Genomic DNA, 15,409 nt, shown 5'->3' with positions numbered 1-15,409 from the left:
CACCGTTCAGTCGCTGGACGGCAGCGGCTTGGCCGTCTTGAGCGTGAGCACGGTGCCGTCGAGGGCGAGGCTGCCGGTGCCCGCCTTCGTGGCGAGGATCTCGACGGCACCCCCTGCATCGACGTATCGCTTTCCGATGGCTGTGCCCTCGGTGAATCCTGCTGCTATGGCGAGCCCTTCTCCTGGCGTTTCGGTCAGCTCCACCATCGGATACCCGCCGCAGTGGAGTACGACATCGTCGCTACCGGCCCGCACCACTATCACCTGAGTGGTGCACACCTGGCTTTTGAGCCTCGCTCCGGTCTTCAACATGTTCTTCTCTCCTCGGTTGTTCTCGTTCCGGTTCCGGCTTGGTGTTGCCCCGGGTCAGACCGGCGTGACTTCGGTGGATGCCAGGATGTCCGCGATGATGTTGCGGCGCAGGATCTTCCCGGTCAACGTGCTGGGCAGTTCGGTGCAAAAGACGATCCGGTCCGGTGTCCGTGAACTGCGCAGTTCAGCGCGAACGAACTCGCGTAGTTGTTCTTGATCCGACGTTGCGCCCGGTTCGAGCACCACGGTCGCCACGATGGCCTGACCCCAGTGATCGTCCGGGATGCCGACGACGGCAACGGATCTCACCAGCGGATGCTCGACGAGCACGTCCTCGATCTCGGCGGGCGCGATGTTCTCACCGCCGCGAATGATGGTGTCGTCGTTACGGCCGACGACGAACAGGAACCCGTCTCGGTCCTGAAACGCGAGATCCTTGGTGGGGAACCAGCCCTCGGAGTCGAGCACCGAGCCGGAGCCCATGTACTCACCGGAGACCTGCGGCCCGCGTACCCACAGTTCACCTTGCTCGCCCTGCGCGACCACGCGGTCCTCGGCGTCGCGGATCTCGATCTCGACGCCGGGTACCGGACGTCCGATGGAGCCGAGTCGGGCTGCCACGACGGGATCGTCGCTCTCCAGCGCATCGCGATGGTCATCGGGTCCGAGTAGTGCGATCGTGGAACTTGTTTCGGTGAGGCCGTAGGCATTGACGAATCCGACGCCCGGGAACGCTCGTAGCGCCGCTTCCAGTGTCGGTCGCGGCATCCGAGCACCGCCGTAGGACAACGACTTCAGCGTCGGGATGTCCACCTGGGCGGTCCCCAGGTGATCGACGATGCGGTCGAGCATCGTCGGAACGACCATGGCCGAGCTTGCGCCCTGCTCGCGGGCGAGTCGGACCCAGGTTGCCGCGTCGAAGTTGGGCAGGTAGATCATTCGCCTGCACGCGTAGAAGTTGCTGACGATCGTTCCCATCCCCGCAACGTGGTACGGCGGGACACTGATCAGTGCGCCGTCGGACTCGTCGGCGGATGCGAATTCGACGGTACCCATCACGTAGCTGAGCAGGTGACTGTGGCGAAGCACCACGCCCTTGGGTTCCGACGTCGTACCGCTGGTGAACAACACGATCGCGGGTGAGTCCGGATCCACCTCCGCTGCGGGCAGTGGATCGCTCGCCCGCGCACGGCCCTGCGCGACGATGTCATCGGTCAGCACGACGGGTGCCGCGGTAGCGGACACGGAGTCGACATAGGACCGATCGACGACGACGAGTGCACCGTCGACGCGGGCAATCAGCGTCTCGAGAGCGCTCGGTGCGAGGCGGTAGTTGACCGGGGTGAACGGAATGCCGGCGTAGGCGCTGGCGAAGAGCAGCGTGGGTAGTTCGAGTCCGGACGAGCCGAGGAAGACCACGGACTTGGCACCGGACTCGATCAGAACGCTGCCGATTCCTGCGACGAGGTCGGAGAGCTGCTGGTACGTCAGTGAAGATTCGGCGACGGAGACTGCGGTGCGGTCCGGGTTGTCCGAGACCGACATCTCCAGAATCAGGGAAATGCTCATGATCGGCTGTCCACTCCTGGTGTGTCGTGCTTCACTTTGTCAGAACGATAGGCCATCTTCTGACATCTTGTCTACAATTGCAGGAAACTCGGCCCGCGTGCACGTCCCGGTATGGGTTTGCCGCGCAACGCCTGTCAATTGCCCTCACACGACGTGCCGATCGCGACGTGTTCTCGGATTCCCCTGTTGCGTACGGTCGGTTTTCGATAACCTCAATCTGACAGACGAGGTCACAAACGGGTGACCGTGTCCACATCTCGATCGAAAGGCAGTACTGCCATGGCATTGGCGATCTCGGAGGAACACAAGGACCTTGCCGATGTGGCGGTATCCCATCTCGCGCGGCACAAGGCGCGGGAGGCTGCTCGCACCACGCTCGACAGCGACGCCGAGGGCGCCGACGCTGCAGGACTGTGGTCCGCGACGGCCGCCCTCGGCTGGCTCGGGTTGCATCTTCCCGAGGAGTACGGCGGATCGGGGTTCGGCCTTCCCGAACTCAGCATCGTGCTCGAAGCCCTCGGACACGAGGTCGCGCCAGGTCCGTTCCTGCCGACGGTCGCGACGTCGGCGGTGATCGACCGTTTCGGGTCCGACGCCGTGCGTGCGGCCGTGCTCCCCGGGCTGGCCGACGGTACCGCCGTCGGCGCGCTCGGTTTGTCCGCAGGCCTGGTGCTCGACTCGGACGGAGTCGTCAGCGGTGAGAGCGGTGCGGTGCTCGGCGCGCCGGATGCCGACATCCTCGCTCTCGTGGTGGGCGACGACGTCGTGCTGGTCGATGCAACCTCGGCCGGTGTCACGGTGGAGTCGCAGGCCGGACTCGATTCGACGCGAAGAATCGGGAAGGTGACCGTCTCCGGCCTCATGCCCGAGCCCGATCGAGTGCTGCGCGGCGCTGCCCGTAGCGCCACGACCATCTTTCGGATTCTGGCGTCGGCCGAGGCGGTCGGTTCGTCGTTGGCGTGCCTCGAGGCAGCGACGTCCTACGCCAAGACACGCGAGCAGTTCGGCCGGGCCATCGGTACGTTCCAAGCTGTCAAGCATCATTGCGCGAACATGCTCATCGAAGCGGAGAAGATCGTCGCTGCGACGTGGGACGCTGCTCGTTCGAGTGACATCGAGGGCGCGTGGTTCGCCGGCGCCGTCGCGGCGTCTCACGCGGCGCGTGCCCAGGTCATGACCGCGCGCACCAACATTCAGTTGCACGGCGGAATCGGCTTCACCTGGGAGCACGACGCACATCTGTTCCTGCGCCGCGCGGCTACGGTAGCTGCCTTGCTCGACGATCGAAACCCGTTGTCGGACATCACCTCCGCGTTCCGTTCCGGTGAAGCGCACGGCGCTTCTTTCGAGCTACCGGAGGAGGCCGAGCGGTATCGCGAGCAGGCACGCGATGTGGTGCGCACCGTGGCTGAGCTACCCGAGGCCGAGCGTCGAGACTTTCTGGTGGACAGCGGATATCTCGTTCCGCACTGGTCTGCTCCGTGGGGCAGAGGCGCAGGCGTCGTCGAACAGTTGGTGATCGAAGAAGAGTTCCACGGCGTCGATCTGCCCGAACTCGGCATCGGGGGATGGATCAATCTGACGATCTCGCAGGAGGGCACCGACGAGCAGAAGGAGCGGTGGGTCTACGACGTTCTTCGTGGACACACCGATTGGTGCCAGCTGTTCAGCGAGCCGGGCGCCGGCTCCGACGCGGCTGCGGTGCGAACCGCCGGAAAACGCGTCGAGGGCGGCTGGCGAGTGACCGGGCAGAAGGTGTGGACGAGTGCCGCACTGCACTGCAAGTGGGGATTGGCCACGGTCCGAACGGATCCCACAGCGTCCAAGCATGCTGGTGTCACGATGATGGCGATAGATCTCGAGGCGCAGGGTGTGGAGATTCGCCCGCTGCGTGAGATCACCGGTGATGCGCTGTTCAACGAGCTGTTCTTCGACGACGTCTTCGTGCCCGACTCCGATGTCGTGGGCGGAGAAGGGCAGGGCTGGAAAGTCGCTCGTGCCACTCTCGGAAACGAACGCGTCTCGATCGGTGGCGGCAGTGGTTCGATCGAGTTCACCGGCGTCGAGCTCGTCAAGCTGCTCGACGGTGCCACACCCACCCGAGTCGACGACGAGCGTTCGGTGGGGGACGTTCTCGCCGAGGCTCACACGCTCCGGTTGCTCAATCTCCGTCAGGCTGCGCGTGCGATTATCGGCGCCGGACCCGGCCCCGAGGCCAACGTGACCAAGTTGCTCAAAGCCGAGCACTCGCAGCGGATCACCGATCTCGGCATGAAACTCGCGGGCACCCAGGCGGTCACCGGGCAGACGCCGGAGCTGTCCTACGACTACCTGTTCACTCGATGCCTGACCATTGCAGGGGGTACGTCGGAGATCATGCGTAACACCATCGCCGAGCGCCTGCTCGGTCTGCCGCGAGATCCCCTGACGAAGTGACCGGTGATTCTGCTGACGAGGCGAGGGAACAATGAGTGAACTACCGCTGGCCGGAATCACGGTAGTCAGCCTGGAACAAGCTGTCGCGGCCCCGTATGCCACCAGGCAGCTCGCCGATCTCGGTGCGCGGGTCGTCAAGGTCGAGCGACCCGACGCGGGGGATTTCGCGCGTGGATACGACACCACCGTCCACGGTCAGTCGAGCTACTTCGTGTGGCTCAACCGGTCCAAGGAATCGATCACGCTCGACCTCAAGGCACCCGAGGGCCGAGAGTTGTTGCGTGAGTTGCTCGATGGTGCGGACGTATTCGTCCAGAACCTGGGACCGGGCGCGGCGTCGCGCATGGGTCTGGGCCCCGACGAGCTCGCGTCCAGTCATCCGTCGCTGATCGTCTGCGACATCTCGGGTTACGGTGCGGACGGTCCATGGCGCGACCGCAAGGCGTACGATCTGCTCGTTCAGGCGGAAGCCGGATTGCTGTCGGTGACGGGTTCGCCGGAAGACGTTGCCAAGGCAGGTATTTCGGTGGCGGACATCGCCGCGGGCAGCTTCGCGTTCTCCGGGATCATGACCTCGCTGTACACGAGGGCAACGACGGGCAAGGCCAGGCCGGTGGCAGTGTCGCTGTTCGAGGCGCTGACCGAGTGGATGGGTTCGCCCGCGTATTACACGCGGTACGGCGGCTCGAGCCCCAAACGCACCGGTGCCCGCCACGCGACCATCGCGCCCTACGGCCCGTTCGTCGCCGGAGACGGTCGTTCGGTGCTGTTGGCGATTCAGAATCAGCGGGAGTGGTCGAGGTTGTGTCTCGACGTGCTGCACCGCCCGGAACTGGTCGACGACGCGCGATTCGCCACGAACCCCGACCGGGTCGCACACCGCGACGAATTGGAGCCCATCATCACCGAGGCGGTGAAGGGGTGTACTGCCGACGAACTGGCCGCGTCGCTGGACGACGCCTCCATCGCGAACGCTCGGATGAACACGATGGACGGACTCTGGGAGCATCCGGTCCTCGCCGGACGTGATCGATGGCGCGAGGTGGCGACGCCTGCGGGGCCGATCTCCGCGCTGCTGCCACCCGCCTCGCTGGGCGGTGTCGAAGCACGGATGGGTCCGGTGCCGGGACTGGGTGAGCACACGGACTCGGTGTTGACCGGTCTCCTCGGACGCTCGCCCGAGGAGGTCGCACGGCTTCGTGCCGCGTCTGTCGTGTGAGAGAAATGTCCGAATCTGACGTTCGACTTCAGTAACAAGAGCCGGCTCGTTCCCGTTCGGGAGCGAGCCGGCTCTGCGTTGTCACGTGTACCGCCCGGGTGTTCGACGAACGCATGCCCGACAGCAAGACGCACCCCGAGCAGCCGGCAACTCGGGGTGCGTCTCCACGAACAGGTGTGGTCTGCGCTCCTGATCGTCTACTTGGGTGCGAACCGCAGCGCACCGTCGATACGGATCACCTCACCGTTGAGGTAGTCGTTCTCCGCGATGTGCTGAACGAGCGCGGCGTACTCCGACGGGCTGCCCATGCGATTGGGGAACGGAACCGTCGAGCCCCAGAACTTCTCGGCTTCCTCACGTTCCATCTTGAACGCCGGGGTGAAGAACGTTCCCGGTGCGATAGCCATGACGCGGATGCCGAGCTTGGTCAGGTCGCGTGCTGCGGGCAGCGTCAGGCCTACGACGCCACCCTTGGCTGCCGAGTACGCGGTCTGGCCGATCTGTCCCTCGAACGCAGCGATGCTGGCAGTGTTGACGATGACCCCGCGGCCGCTCTCGCCCGAGGGCTCGTTCTTGGCCATGCTTGCTGCACCGAGGCGCAGGACGTTGAACGTTCCGTTGAGGAACAGGTTGATGTACCACTGGAACTGTTCGAAGGATGCGGGCTCACCGTCCTTACCGACGACCCGCGACGCGCCTGCCCCGCCACCGTGTGCATTGACGACGATGCGCAGCGGTGCCAATTCGTTGGCCGCAGACAGCGCCGCGTCGACGCTCGACTCATCCATGACGTCGGTGCTGACGTAGCGCACCTTGCCGCCGAGTTCGACTTCGAGGGCCTTGCCCTTCTCGTCGTTGAGGTCGGCGATGATAACTGCTGTGCCCTGGGCTGCGAGCCGGCGGACAGTGGCCTCCCCGAGGCCACCTGCACCTCCGGTGACGAGCGCAGACGCTGTGCTGATGTCCATGTGAATCGAGTCCTCTCCTGGCGCGAGTGTCGTGAGGTGGTGATCGCTCGCCGTGCGACGAGCACCATCGATGTGCTCCCACTTTCAAAATGACACACTTGTCAGAAATATTCAAGGAAACGCCGAAAACGGCAACACCTGGGGACGAAGAAGCGAACGAGCCGTCAGATCACGATAAGGCTTTACTGGTCGTCAGTGAGCGCGGGTGAAGAAACCCCGCTTGATGCAGGCCGTCAGCAGGTCGATGACCTCGTCGTGCGACAACGGCGTCGGAAGCTCCTGCGTCGCTTGCGGCACACGAGCGATGACAGCACGGAAGACCAGCGCGGCCATCACCGGATCGAACGGGTAGTCACGAGTCCGGGAATCGATGACGCGGAGCAACGCGTTGTCCACCTTGGCCTGTCCGAAGGCCCCCAGACGAACCACGATGTCGCTGTCGGCGCTCCGCTCCGACCACGCGTCGATGGTTCCTGCGAAGCGCGTCGAGAAGTGCAGGTAGCGGTCGAGCCACGCCCTGAGCTCGGTGTCGTCGTCGGACATGGGATCGATGTGGGTCAGGCCGTCCGCGAATTCGACGGTCGCGGTGATGGCCTCGGCGCTCAGCGCCACCAGCAGATCCTGCTTCTCGCTGAAGTACTTGTAGAACGTGCCGCGCGCGAAGCCCGCTTCCTCGACGATGTCGTCGACGCTCGTTCGGTGATACCCCCTCTCACGGAACTGGACTGCACCTGCCTCCACCAGCGTCTGCACCGTATTGACGGCGCGTTTGCTCAAGCCCGCTATTCGGTCGTCGGTGCTCAGCCCGGCGATGTCGGGCATCGGCGGGATGTCGATGACATCGTGCCCGACGGCGCTCAGACCCAGGCTTCCCAGCACGGAGTCGGGAGTGTCCGGGAACAACATCAGCTGAAGGAACACCGATACCGAGTCGACCACCGACTGCGTGTCTCGTCCGTACGCGCGATCGGTGTGGATGAAGAGGTTCATACGGTGGACCACCGCAGTCATCGTGACTGCGGCGGCCTTGGCATCGATCCCCTCGAGGCCGGACGACTCGAGCCGGTCGGTTATACGCTGGTTGTACCCGCCGATGAACCTGTTGATCTCCGGTCTGACCGCGGTGTCCGACGACGCCACCCCGGTCCACTGGACGAACATCGTCGAATACTTCTCGAAGACCCAGCTCCACTCGCCGAGCCACCAGTTGAGGTTGTCGAATCCCACCTCGGTGGGGCCGAGCGGCCCGATCCGGCGTGCAACACGAAACAGTGCACGACCGCACTCGTCGAGCAGTTCGAGGAAGATCTCGTCCTTGCCCGGGAAGTACTGATACAGCGTTGCACGCGATATGCCCGCACCCTTGGCGATGGCGTCGACCGACGTGTTGAAGAACCCGACCTCGCCGAAGAGATCGAGTGACACGTCGACGATCTTGCTGCGCGTGTTGGCACCGCGAGTGCCGACGTCGGGACTGGACGGGCCGTAGCTGGCGCGACGAGTGATCGGATTTTCTGACATCGTCGGACAGTCTAGGGCGAGTGACCGCCCGATGGCGAGCACCGGGCGAGGGCGTACGACCCGAGTTACGGGCCGGGGTCGATTCGGAATTCGGCGCTGCCCGATATGGCGATGCCTCCGGTCTGGCGGGTGCACGTCAGTTCGACGACCAGGAGTTGGTGTCCCTCGGGACTGATTTCCACCGACGTCACCACTCCGGTGCATGTCAGCACGTCTCCTGGCCAGACCTGTTCGCGGAACCGGACGCCGAAGCGTCGTACGTTCTGCGCGCCGAGCCAATCCGTTGCGAACGTCGCGAGCAATGCGGACTGATGCATTCCCTGCGAGAACACCGACGGATTCCCGGCCGCGCGTGCCAGCGTGTCGTCGTAGTGCATCGGGTTGAGATCCCCCGAGGCACCGGAGTAGCGAACGAACATCGCGGTGGTCAGCGGCCCGAAGGTGCGAGGTTCCGCGGTGGTGCCCACGGCGATCGGACTCGAGGTCTCGGTCACTTCGTTGCCTCCTGTGCGGACTTGGCGCGCGGTGCCGTCTCTATGAACGTGGCGCGAGCTTCGGCGATCAATTCACCGTTCGGGGAACGGAACTCCGTGGCGACGACGGCGAACTTCATCTCGCCTCCGCGTTTGCCCGGCTTCGCATACCGATCCAGGACGCGTTCCTGGGCGATCAGCTTGTCTCCGGCCCGCGGCAGATCGCCGTGGAAGATGTATTCCTGCTCGCCGTGCAGAAGTCGCTTGCGCTCGAATCCGACGGCAACCCGTACACCGGGCGGTGCCCACTGCACGGCATTGATGAGGAACGTCGGGGGGATCACGGCGTCGGCACCCTGGTAAGCGGGATTGCCGGACTGCATCGCGGCGGCGAACTCTCGGATCTTGCCGCGCTCGACGAAGACCTCCCACGGTTGGCCTAACGCGCCGACCGGTGACGGGGCGGGTATGTCGGTCGTCATTGTTGTCTGCTCCTTCGGTGCAGGTGTTCTCGGTAGTACTGCTCGGCCAATCCGACGGCTGTCGTCGGGTAGCTGCGCGCGGTGTCCGCGTCGAGGCCGTCGCGGACGAGCAACAAGGCGAGGCGATTGGTGATGAGCGACAGCACGACGGCTGCCAACAGTTGGAAGTAGGAGATGTCACCGATGAGGCGGCCGCCGAACTCGACATACTTGCGGACCGTCTCGTCGTCGTCGGGGACACCGGGCAGCCTTGTGAATCCCAACGCCTCACAGAGGTATCGCTCGAACATCAACCACCATCCGAGGTCGATGTCGGGTGGCCCGGTCGATGCCGTCTCCCAGTCGAACAGCGCGGCGACCGACAGATCGTCGGCGAACGACATGTTGCCGACTCTCGCGTCACCCCACACCACGGTTTCGACGTCCGCGGCCGGAGCGTGGTCTTCGAGTTCGGTCAGCGCGGCTGCGAGAATGTCGCGGCCGGCGACCAGGTCGTCGCTCGAGCGGTCGAACCAGCGGCGGACGCCCGCGACGTACCGTTCGAGTGGTGTTCCCTCCGTGTCCGGTCCGCGCAAGAACTCGAGGTCGGCCTGATCGTCGACTCGATGCACTGCGACGAGTGCCCGTAAGGCATTGTCGCACAGTGATTCCCGTTCCGAAGCGCTGAGTTCGGTGGTCCATCCGCGCTTGTGCCAACTCGGCACGTCCGACGGGGTGCGGCCATGGACTCGCCTCATCAGGTAAAACGGCGCACCCAACACACTCGAATTTCGTTCGGTCAAAACGATGGTCGGTGTCGGCACACCGGGATGGCGACCCAGGATCCGCATGACCTCGGCCTGCCGGACGGAGTCGGGTTCGGTGAACAGCTGATGGTCCGTTGCCTGTGTGCGCAGCACCAGGGCGTGTTCGGACCGCTCGCCGTCGGCGTTCAGCCAGGATGCGGTGAAGAACACCGTCTTTCCGGAGTACCCGGCGTCGGGTGCGGAGAACTCCGATATTGCGAAGTCCGTATGGCCGTCCGGTGCGAGCCGAGACGGCAGCCACTGTTCGAGCGTGCCGCGGACGTCCCCTTCGAGTCGGCCTCGTGTCGCCGTGTAACCCATGTGCTCCCTCGATCTGACGTTGCGAATGCCGAACGTGGTGTCGGCGCGGGAGCCGTGATGACTCCGGCATCCCTGTCGATTCCCGACTATTGCAGATTTATGTGACCATTACTGTCAGAATACGGGAATGAATCATGAAACTACTATCGAGCCCGCCAGTGTGCGGTCCGATGCCTCGGACTCGCCGGGCCCGGCTCTCGGCGGCTACGCGCTTCCCGGCCGCGTTCCCGATCCACGCCCGGCGATAGCGCAGGCGATCGAGGCGGAACGCATCGGGATGAGCACGCTGTGGCTCAGCGAGCGGTGGGGAACGAAGGACTTCGGTGTACTCGCCGGCGCATTCAGCCAGGTCACGAGCACGATCAAGATCGCGGCAGGTATCACGCACTTCCAATCCCGGCATCCTGCTCTGCTCGCGTCGCTGGCGATGACCGCCCAGGGACTCTCGGACGGTCGGGTTGTTCTCGGCATCGGCCGTTCGGTCGACAAGATGTGGAGTGCGGTGGGACTACCGAAGTCGACCAACGCCTCCATCGTCGACTCGGCAGACATCTTCCGCAGACTCTGCCGCGGTGAGAAGGTCAAGTACGACGGGCCCGCGGGAACGTTTCCGTCACTGCGGCTGACCGATGTACCCGATGTGCCCGTTCCGCCTCTTGTCTTCGCCGCGATCGGGCCCAAGGGCCTCGAGCTGGCAGGGCGGCATTTCGACGGCGTGTTGCTGCACCCGTTTCTGACGCCCGACGCCGTTCGCCGCTCGACCGAGACCGTGCGCGCGGCCGCGGCGCAGGCGGGACGCGATCCGAACTCGGTACGGATATACGCGACCGTCATCACGGCGTCCGGTCTGTCCGCCGACGAGGAAGCTGCCGTCGTCGGGGGTCGTGCCGTGTCGTATTACCAGATCCCCACGTTCGGCGAGCAGCTGGCGAAGGTCAACGGGTGGGACGTCGATCGGCTGACCGACCTGCGCGGACATCCATTGTTGGCGGGAGTGCGCGGGGCCGCGGACTCGGTGCTGGAGCGAGATCAGATGACCGAGGTCGCGCGGGCGTTACCCGAGGAGTGGATTCGCGGCGCTGCAGCGTTGGGGTCACCGAGCGACTGCTGGGAGATGTTCGAGCGGTACCGGGAGGCAGGTGCCGACGAGCTGGTCCTGCACGGAAGCACCCCGGATCAGCTCGGTGACGTCGTGGCCGGCCGTGGCCGATCGACCCTTGCCGTAACGTGACATTACTGCCAGAATCGAATTCAAATCCTGCTGCTCGTTCTGTGGACGCGGCCGATCGAGAGGTATCGAGAGTGCACGACTACGAGGGCGTCTACATCGACGGTGAATGGCGCGCAGGATCCGGGACGCGGATCGAAGTGCTCTCGCCCGCCGACGGAACGGTGTTGGGCCACGTGACCGCAGCGACGGCGGACGACGTCGACGCCGCCGTGCGGTCGGCGCGCGACGCAGGTGTGAGCGGTCCGTGGTCGCGAACGTCGGCGGCCGATCGCAGTGCAGCGATCGGACGGTTGGCCGACGAGATCCAGGCGCGGTCGACCGCATTCGGCGATCTCGTGTCAGCGGAGGTCGGATCACCGCGAAAGTGGGCGTCGTTCGGACAGATCGGCGTCACTGTCGGAGTTCTGCGGTCGTACCAGAAGATCACCGACGAGTTCGTCTTCGAGGACACCCGTCCGTCGGCCATGGGCGGTGACGTTCTGGTGCAGAAGTTGCCGGTCGGCGTCGTAGGCGCGATCCTGCCCTGGAACGCTCCTCTGTTCACCGCCGCACTCAAGCTCGCGCCCGCGCTCGCCGCCGGATGCACCGTCGTACTCAAGCCGTCGCCCGAAGCGCCACTGGCACTGTCGATGCTGACCGAGGCGATCGAGGCATCGGGACTTCCCGACGGCGTGATCAACATCGTCTCCGGCGATGTCGAGACGGGGGAGGCGCTCGTTGCCAACCCGGGCGTGGACAAGATCAGCTTCACCGGGTCCACGGCGGCAGGCAAGCGAATCGGTGCAGCGTGCGCCGCGGACGTTCGGCGGTGTGTGCTCGAGCTCGGCGGCAAGTCGGCGGCGATTGTGCTCGACGACGTGGTTCTCGATGCGCAGACCGTGGGCGGACTCGTTACCGGAGTCATGGCCAACAACGGTCAGATCTGCGTCGCGCAGACCCGGATCCTCGTGCCACAGGAGAGGTACGAGGAATTGGTCGAGGCTCTGGCTTCGGCCGTGCGGCAGATGAAGATCGGCGATCCCGCCGACAGGGCCACTCAGATCGGTCCCGTCGTGAACCGTGCGGCGCGCGACCGAATCGAAAGTGTCGTTGCCCGTGCGAAATCGGACGGTGCACGCATCGTCACCGGTGGCACCAGGCCCGACGGACTCGACGCGGGATGGTTCGTCACCCCCACCATCGTTGCCGACGCCCCGAACCACTCCGAGATCGCCCGCGAGGAACTGTTCGGTCCGGTGGCCGTCGTGATCGCCTACTCCGACGAGGACGACGCTGTGGCGCAGGCGAACGACTCGCAGTACGGACTCGCCGCCGCAGTGTGGTCCGCCGACCGCGGCCGGGCGGCCCGAGTTGCTGCGCGCCTACGCGTCGGATCGGTGTCGATCAACTCGCCCGGTCCCATCGACTTCGGTTCTCCCTTCGGGGGTTTCAAGCAATCCGGTATCGGCAGGGAAGGTGGTCCGGAAGGGATCGCCGCATTCGTCGAGCCTCGATCGATCATTCTCTGATTCACCTCGTATTTCGAAAGGACACACACATGCAGACCCAGGCAGCCGTTCTGTGGGAACGTAATTCGCCGTGGTCGATCGAGACGATCGATCTCGACGACCCGAAGGAAGAGGAGGTGCTCGTCGAACTCCACGCATCGGGAATGTGCCATTCCGACGAGCACATCGTGACCGGCGACATGCCGTTCTCGCTGCCGTGCATCGGCGGTCACGAGGGCGCAGGAGTCGTGAAGGCCGTGGGCTCGAACGTCTCGTGGATCGAGCCGGGCGATCACGTGGTGTTCAGCTTCATTCCGTCCTGTGGTCGGTGCCCGTCGTGTTCGTCCGGGCATCAGAACCTGTGCGATCTCGGCGCAAAGATATACAGCGGCAAACAGATTCAGGACGGTACGGCGCGGCACCACATTCGGGATCAGGATCTGGCGTTGGCGTGCGGCATCGGCTCGTTCGCCAAGCACACCGTGGTCAACGAAGCCAGCTGCATCAAGATCGAACCGCATCACGCCCTCGATCGTGCGTGCCTGCTCGGATGCGGATTCATCACCGGTTGGGGGTCGTCGGTCTACACTGCCGATATTCAACCCGGTGAGACGGTCGTCGTCGCCGGCGTCGGCGGCATCGGTGCTGCCGCGATCCAGGGTGCGAAGCTGTCCGGTGCGCGCACGATCACCGCCATCGACCCCAACGAGTTCAAGCGGGAGATGGCGCTGAAGATGGGTGCCACGCACGTGGCTTCGTCCTGGGAGGAGGCCAAAGCGGTTGTTGCAGAGGCGACATGGCATCGTGGTGCCGACAAGTTCATCACGGCGATGGGCGTCGGCGACGGCAAGCTGATCTCGAAGGCGCTCGCCATGATCGCCAAGCGGGGCAGACTGATCGTGACCAACATTCACCCCATGCTCGAGCGGGAGGTCTCGCTCAACCTGATGGACCTGACGCTGCAGGAGAAGCAGATAGTCGGCAGCCTGTACGGCTCGGCCAACCCTCGGGGCGACATTCCCAAGGTTCTGGAACTGTGGAGCGCGGGTTCGGTGGACCTCGATTCGATGGTCACCCGCACCTATCCGCTGGAGAAGGTCAACGACGGCTACGACGACATGCGCGCCGGACGCAACATTCGCGGCGTCCTGAGCTACGTCGACGCCGAGACCTCCGCGGTTTAGTACTACACGGCAAGAGCCCCTTCAGGTTCCGAGAGGAGTCAGAAGGGGCTTTGGCCGTGCAGTGGACGTTCGAGCGGTGTCGAGGACTGCCGTGGCCCGCCCTGCCGTGGCCCGCCCTGCCGGGGCGGACCACGACGGTGGATCAGAGTACGGCGCCGCTGACCTTGAGTTCGACGATCTCGTCCATCGTCAACCCGATCTCTTCGAGAACTTCGTCGGTGTGCTCACCGTGTTCTGGAGCGCGCTTGGTCTCGCCGGGGGCACCGTTGAACTGGATGGGCGCAGACACCAACTTGAAGTCGTTGCCGGTTGAGTCGGTCACATCCGCGATGTACTTGTTCGCCTCGACCTGCGGATCGGTGAGTACCTCGCGCGGGGTCTGAACCGCTGCCCACGAACCGTCGATATCCTTCAACGCAATTCGCCATTCTTCGAGGGTCTTCTTGGCGAAGCCGTCGGCCAGAACCTGGACGAGGTCGAGGTGGTTCTGTCCGCGCAAAGCGTGGGACGCGAACCGGGGATCGTCGATCAGTTCGGGACTTTCCAGCACGTGCATCAGCTCAGGGAAGAACCGATCGGATTCGAGCATCACCAGTGCGATGGAACGGTCGTCGGAGGTTCGGTAGCTGTTCACGAGCGGATTCACCGCTGTGGACGGAACGGTCTTCGGGAAACGCTCGAGTCCGAAAGCATGTGAGCCGGCGATGGTGGCACCCATCGACCAAGCGCCCAATGCCAGTAGGGATCCGTCGACGGTCAATGCCTCTCCGGTGCGCTCGCGATGGAACAACGCAGAGGAGATTGCGCCGGCGAGAGTCAGTCCACCGAGTGTGTCACCGTAGCCAGGTCCCGGCATCGTAACGGCGTAGCCCAGGGAATCGGGGCTGACGTTGTCGGCGGCGCCGCTGCGCGCCCAGAAGGACGTCATGTCGTAGCCACCGCGCTCGGATTCCTCGCCGCGCTGTCCTGCCGCCGAACCGCGGACATAGATGATCTTGTCGTTGTGGGCACGGACGTCGTCGACATCGATGCGAAGCTTCTTGCGCGCGCCCGGGCGAAAGTTCGTCAGGAAGACGTCGGCGGTCGCGACGATCTTCATGAGCAGATCGCGGCCTTCTTCCGTCTTGAGATCGAGTGCGACGCTTCGCTTTCCCCGGTTGGGGAGCTCGAACATGTGGTTGACGCCACCTGCGGGTATCAAGCCGGAGCTGACCAGACCGCGCTGCGGATCACCGGTCTCGGGGTGCTCGATCTTGAGCACGTCGGCACCCCATTCGGTCAGGATCGCTCCTGCTACCGGTACGTAGGTCCACGCCGCAACTTCGACGACTCGGATTCCGTTCATTACACCGACCACGACAGAGCATCCTTTCGACTGACGGAAGCAGCGGACCCGTTGTCACAGTGCGAGCGTGCGCGGC

Annotated in this window: 13 protein-coding genes; 5 read left to right on the top strand and 8 right to left on the bottom strand. The window is 64.6% G+C overall.

From position 1 onward, the window contains the following. Positions 1-6: 6 nt before the first annotated feature. Both AB0362_RS04420 and AB0362_RS04415 read right to left on the bottom strand, forming a co-directional pair. On the bottom strand, positions 7-312 hold the full coding sequence (locus AB0362_RS04420) for a hypothetical protein (protein WP_335742090.1): 306 nt from the start codon (positions 310-312) through the stop codon (positions 7-9). 54 nt (positions 313-366) lie between these two features. Then, positions 367-1,881: a class I adenylate-forming enzyme family protein gene (locus tag AB0362_RS04415; protein WP_366234918.1), complete on the bottom strand. Its 1,515-nt coding sequence runs from the start codon at positions 1,879-1,881 to the stop codon at positions 367-369. 279 nt (positions 1,882-2,160) lie between these two features. On the opposite strand from AB0362_RS04415, the gene AB0362_RS04410 reads away from it, so the two are divergent. Then, entirely contained in the window at positions 2,161-4,317 is a 2,157-nt protein-coding gene (locus AB0362_RS04410) for an acyl-CoA dehydrogenase (protein WP_366234988.1), read from the top strand. Positions 4,318-4,348: 31 nt separating this feature from the next. Further along, a complete protein-coding gene (locus AB0362_RS04405) occupies positions 4,349-5,536 on the top strand; it encodes a CaiB/BaiF CoA-transferase family protein (protein WP_366234917.1) in 1,188 nt (395 codons plus the stop codon). A gap of 197 nt (positions 5,537-5,733) precedes the next feature. On the opposite strand, the gene AB0362_RS04400 is transcribed toward AB0362_RS04405, so the two are convergent. The 5 genes from AB0362_RS04400 to AB0362_RS04380 form a co-directional block, all read right to left on the bottom strand. Beyond that, positions 5,734-6,504 (bottom strand): SDR family NAD(P)-dependent oxidoreductase, encoded by a 771-nt coding sequence (locus AB0362_RS04400; protein ID WP_335742094.1) that lies wholly within the window; start codon positions 6,502-6,504, stop codon positions 5,734-5,736. Positions 6,505-6,696: 192 nt separating this feature from the next. Continuing rightward, entirely contained in the window at positions 6,697-8,025 is a 1,329-nt protein-coding gene (locus tag AB0362_RS04395; protein WP_366234915.1) for a TetR/AcrR family transcriptional regulator, read from the bottom strand. Between the two features lie 65 nt (positions 8,026-8,090). Next, positions 8,091-8,519, bottom strand: coding sequence for a MaoC/PaaZ C-terminal domain-containing protein (locus tag AB0362_RS04390; RefSeq protein WP_335742096.1), 429 nt, complete (start codon positions 8,517-8,519; stop codon positions 8,091-8,093). Beyond that, complete coding sequence (locus tag AB0362_RS04385; protein ID WP_366234913.1) at positions 8,516-8,980, bottom strand: MaoC family dehydratase N-terminal domain-containing protein; 465 nt, start codon at positions 8,978-8,980, stop codon at positions 8,516-8,518. The genes AB0362_RS04390 and AB0362_RS04385 overlap by 4 nt, the downstream gene beginning before the upstream one ends. Next, complete coding sequence (locus tag AB0362_RS04380; RefSeq protein WP_366234912.1) at positions 8,977-10,086, bottom strand: phosphotransferase family protein; 1,110 nt, start codon at positions 10,084-10,086, stop codon at positions 8,977-8,979. Before AB0362_RS04380 ends, AB0362_RS04385 begins: the two co-directional genes overlap by 4 nt. Before the next feature lie 127 nt (positions 10,087-10,213). Here AB0362_RS04380 and AB0362_RS04375 point away from each other — a divergent pair, with 127 nt between their 5' ends. From AB0362_RS04375 to AB0362_RS04365, 3 genes are all read left to right on the top strand, one after another. Then, the gene (locus AB0362_RS04375) at positions 10,214-11,317 is read left to right on the top strand and encodes a TIGR03857 family LLM class F420-dependent oxidoreductase (RefSeq protein ID WP_366234911.1); all 1,104 of its coding nucleotides are present in this window, start codon (positions 10,214-10,216) and stop codon (positions 11,315-11,317) included. Between the two features lie 71 nt (positions 11,318-11,388). Next, complete coding sequence (locus AB0362_RS04370; protein ID WP_366234910.1) at positions 11,389-12,825, top strand: aldehyde dehydrogenase; 1,437 nt, start codon at positions 11,389-11,391, stop codon at positions 12,823-12,825. A 29-nt stretch (positions 12,826-12,854) separates the two neighbouring features. Further along, positions 12,855-13,988: an NDMA-dependent alcohol dehydrogenase gene (locus AB0362_RS04365; protein WP_366234909.1), complete on the top strand. Its 1,134-nt coding sequence runs from the start codon at positions 12,855-12,857 to the stop codon at positions 13,986-13,988. Between the two features lie 142 nt (positions 13,989-14,130). On the opposite strand, the gene AB0362_RS04360 is transcribed toward AB0362_RS04365, so the two are convergent. Further along, entirely contained in the window at positions 14,131-15,333 is a 1,203-nt protein-coding gene (locus tag AB0362_RS04360) for a CoA transferase (RefSeq protein ID WP_366234908.1), read from the bottom strand. Positions 15,334-15,409 lie beyond the last annotated feature (76 nt).

This window comes from Rhodococcus sp. NPDC079359 (genome assembly GCF_040702585.1).
In the GTDB taxonomy this organism is placed as follows: domain Bacteria; phylum Actinomycetota; class Actinomycetes; order Mycobacteriales; family Mycobacteriaceae; genus Rhodococcoides.
This window is presented reverse-complemented; position numbering and strand designations above follow the sequence as displayed.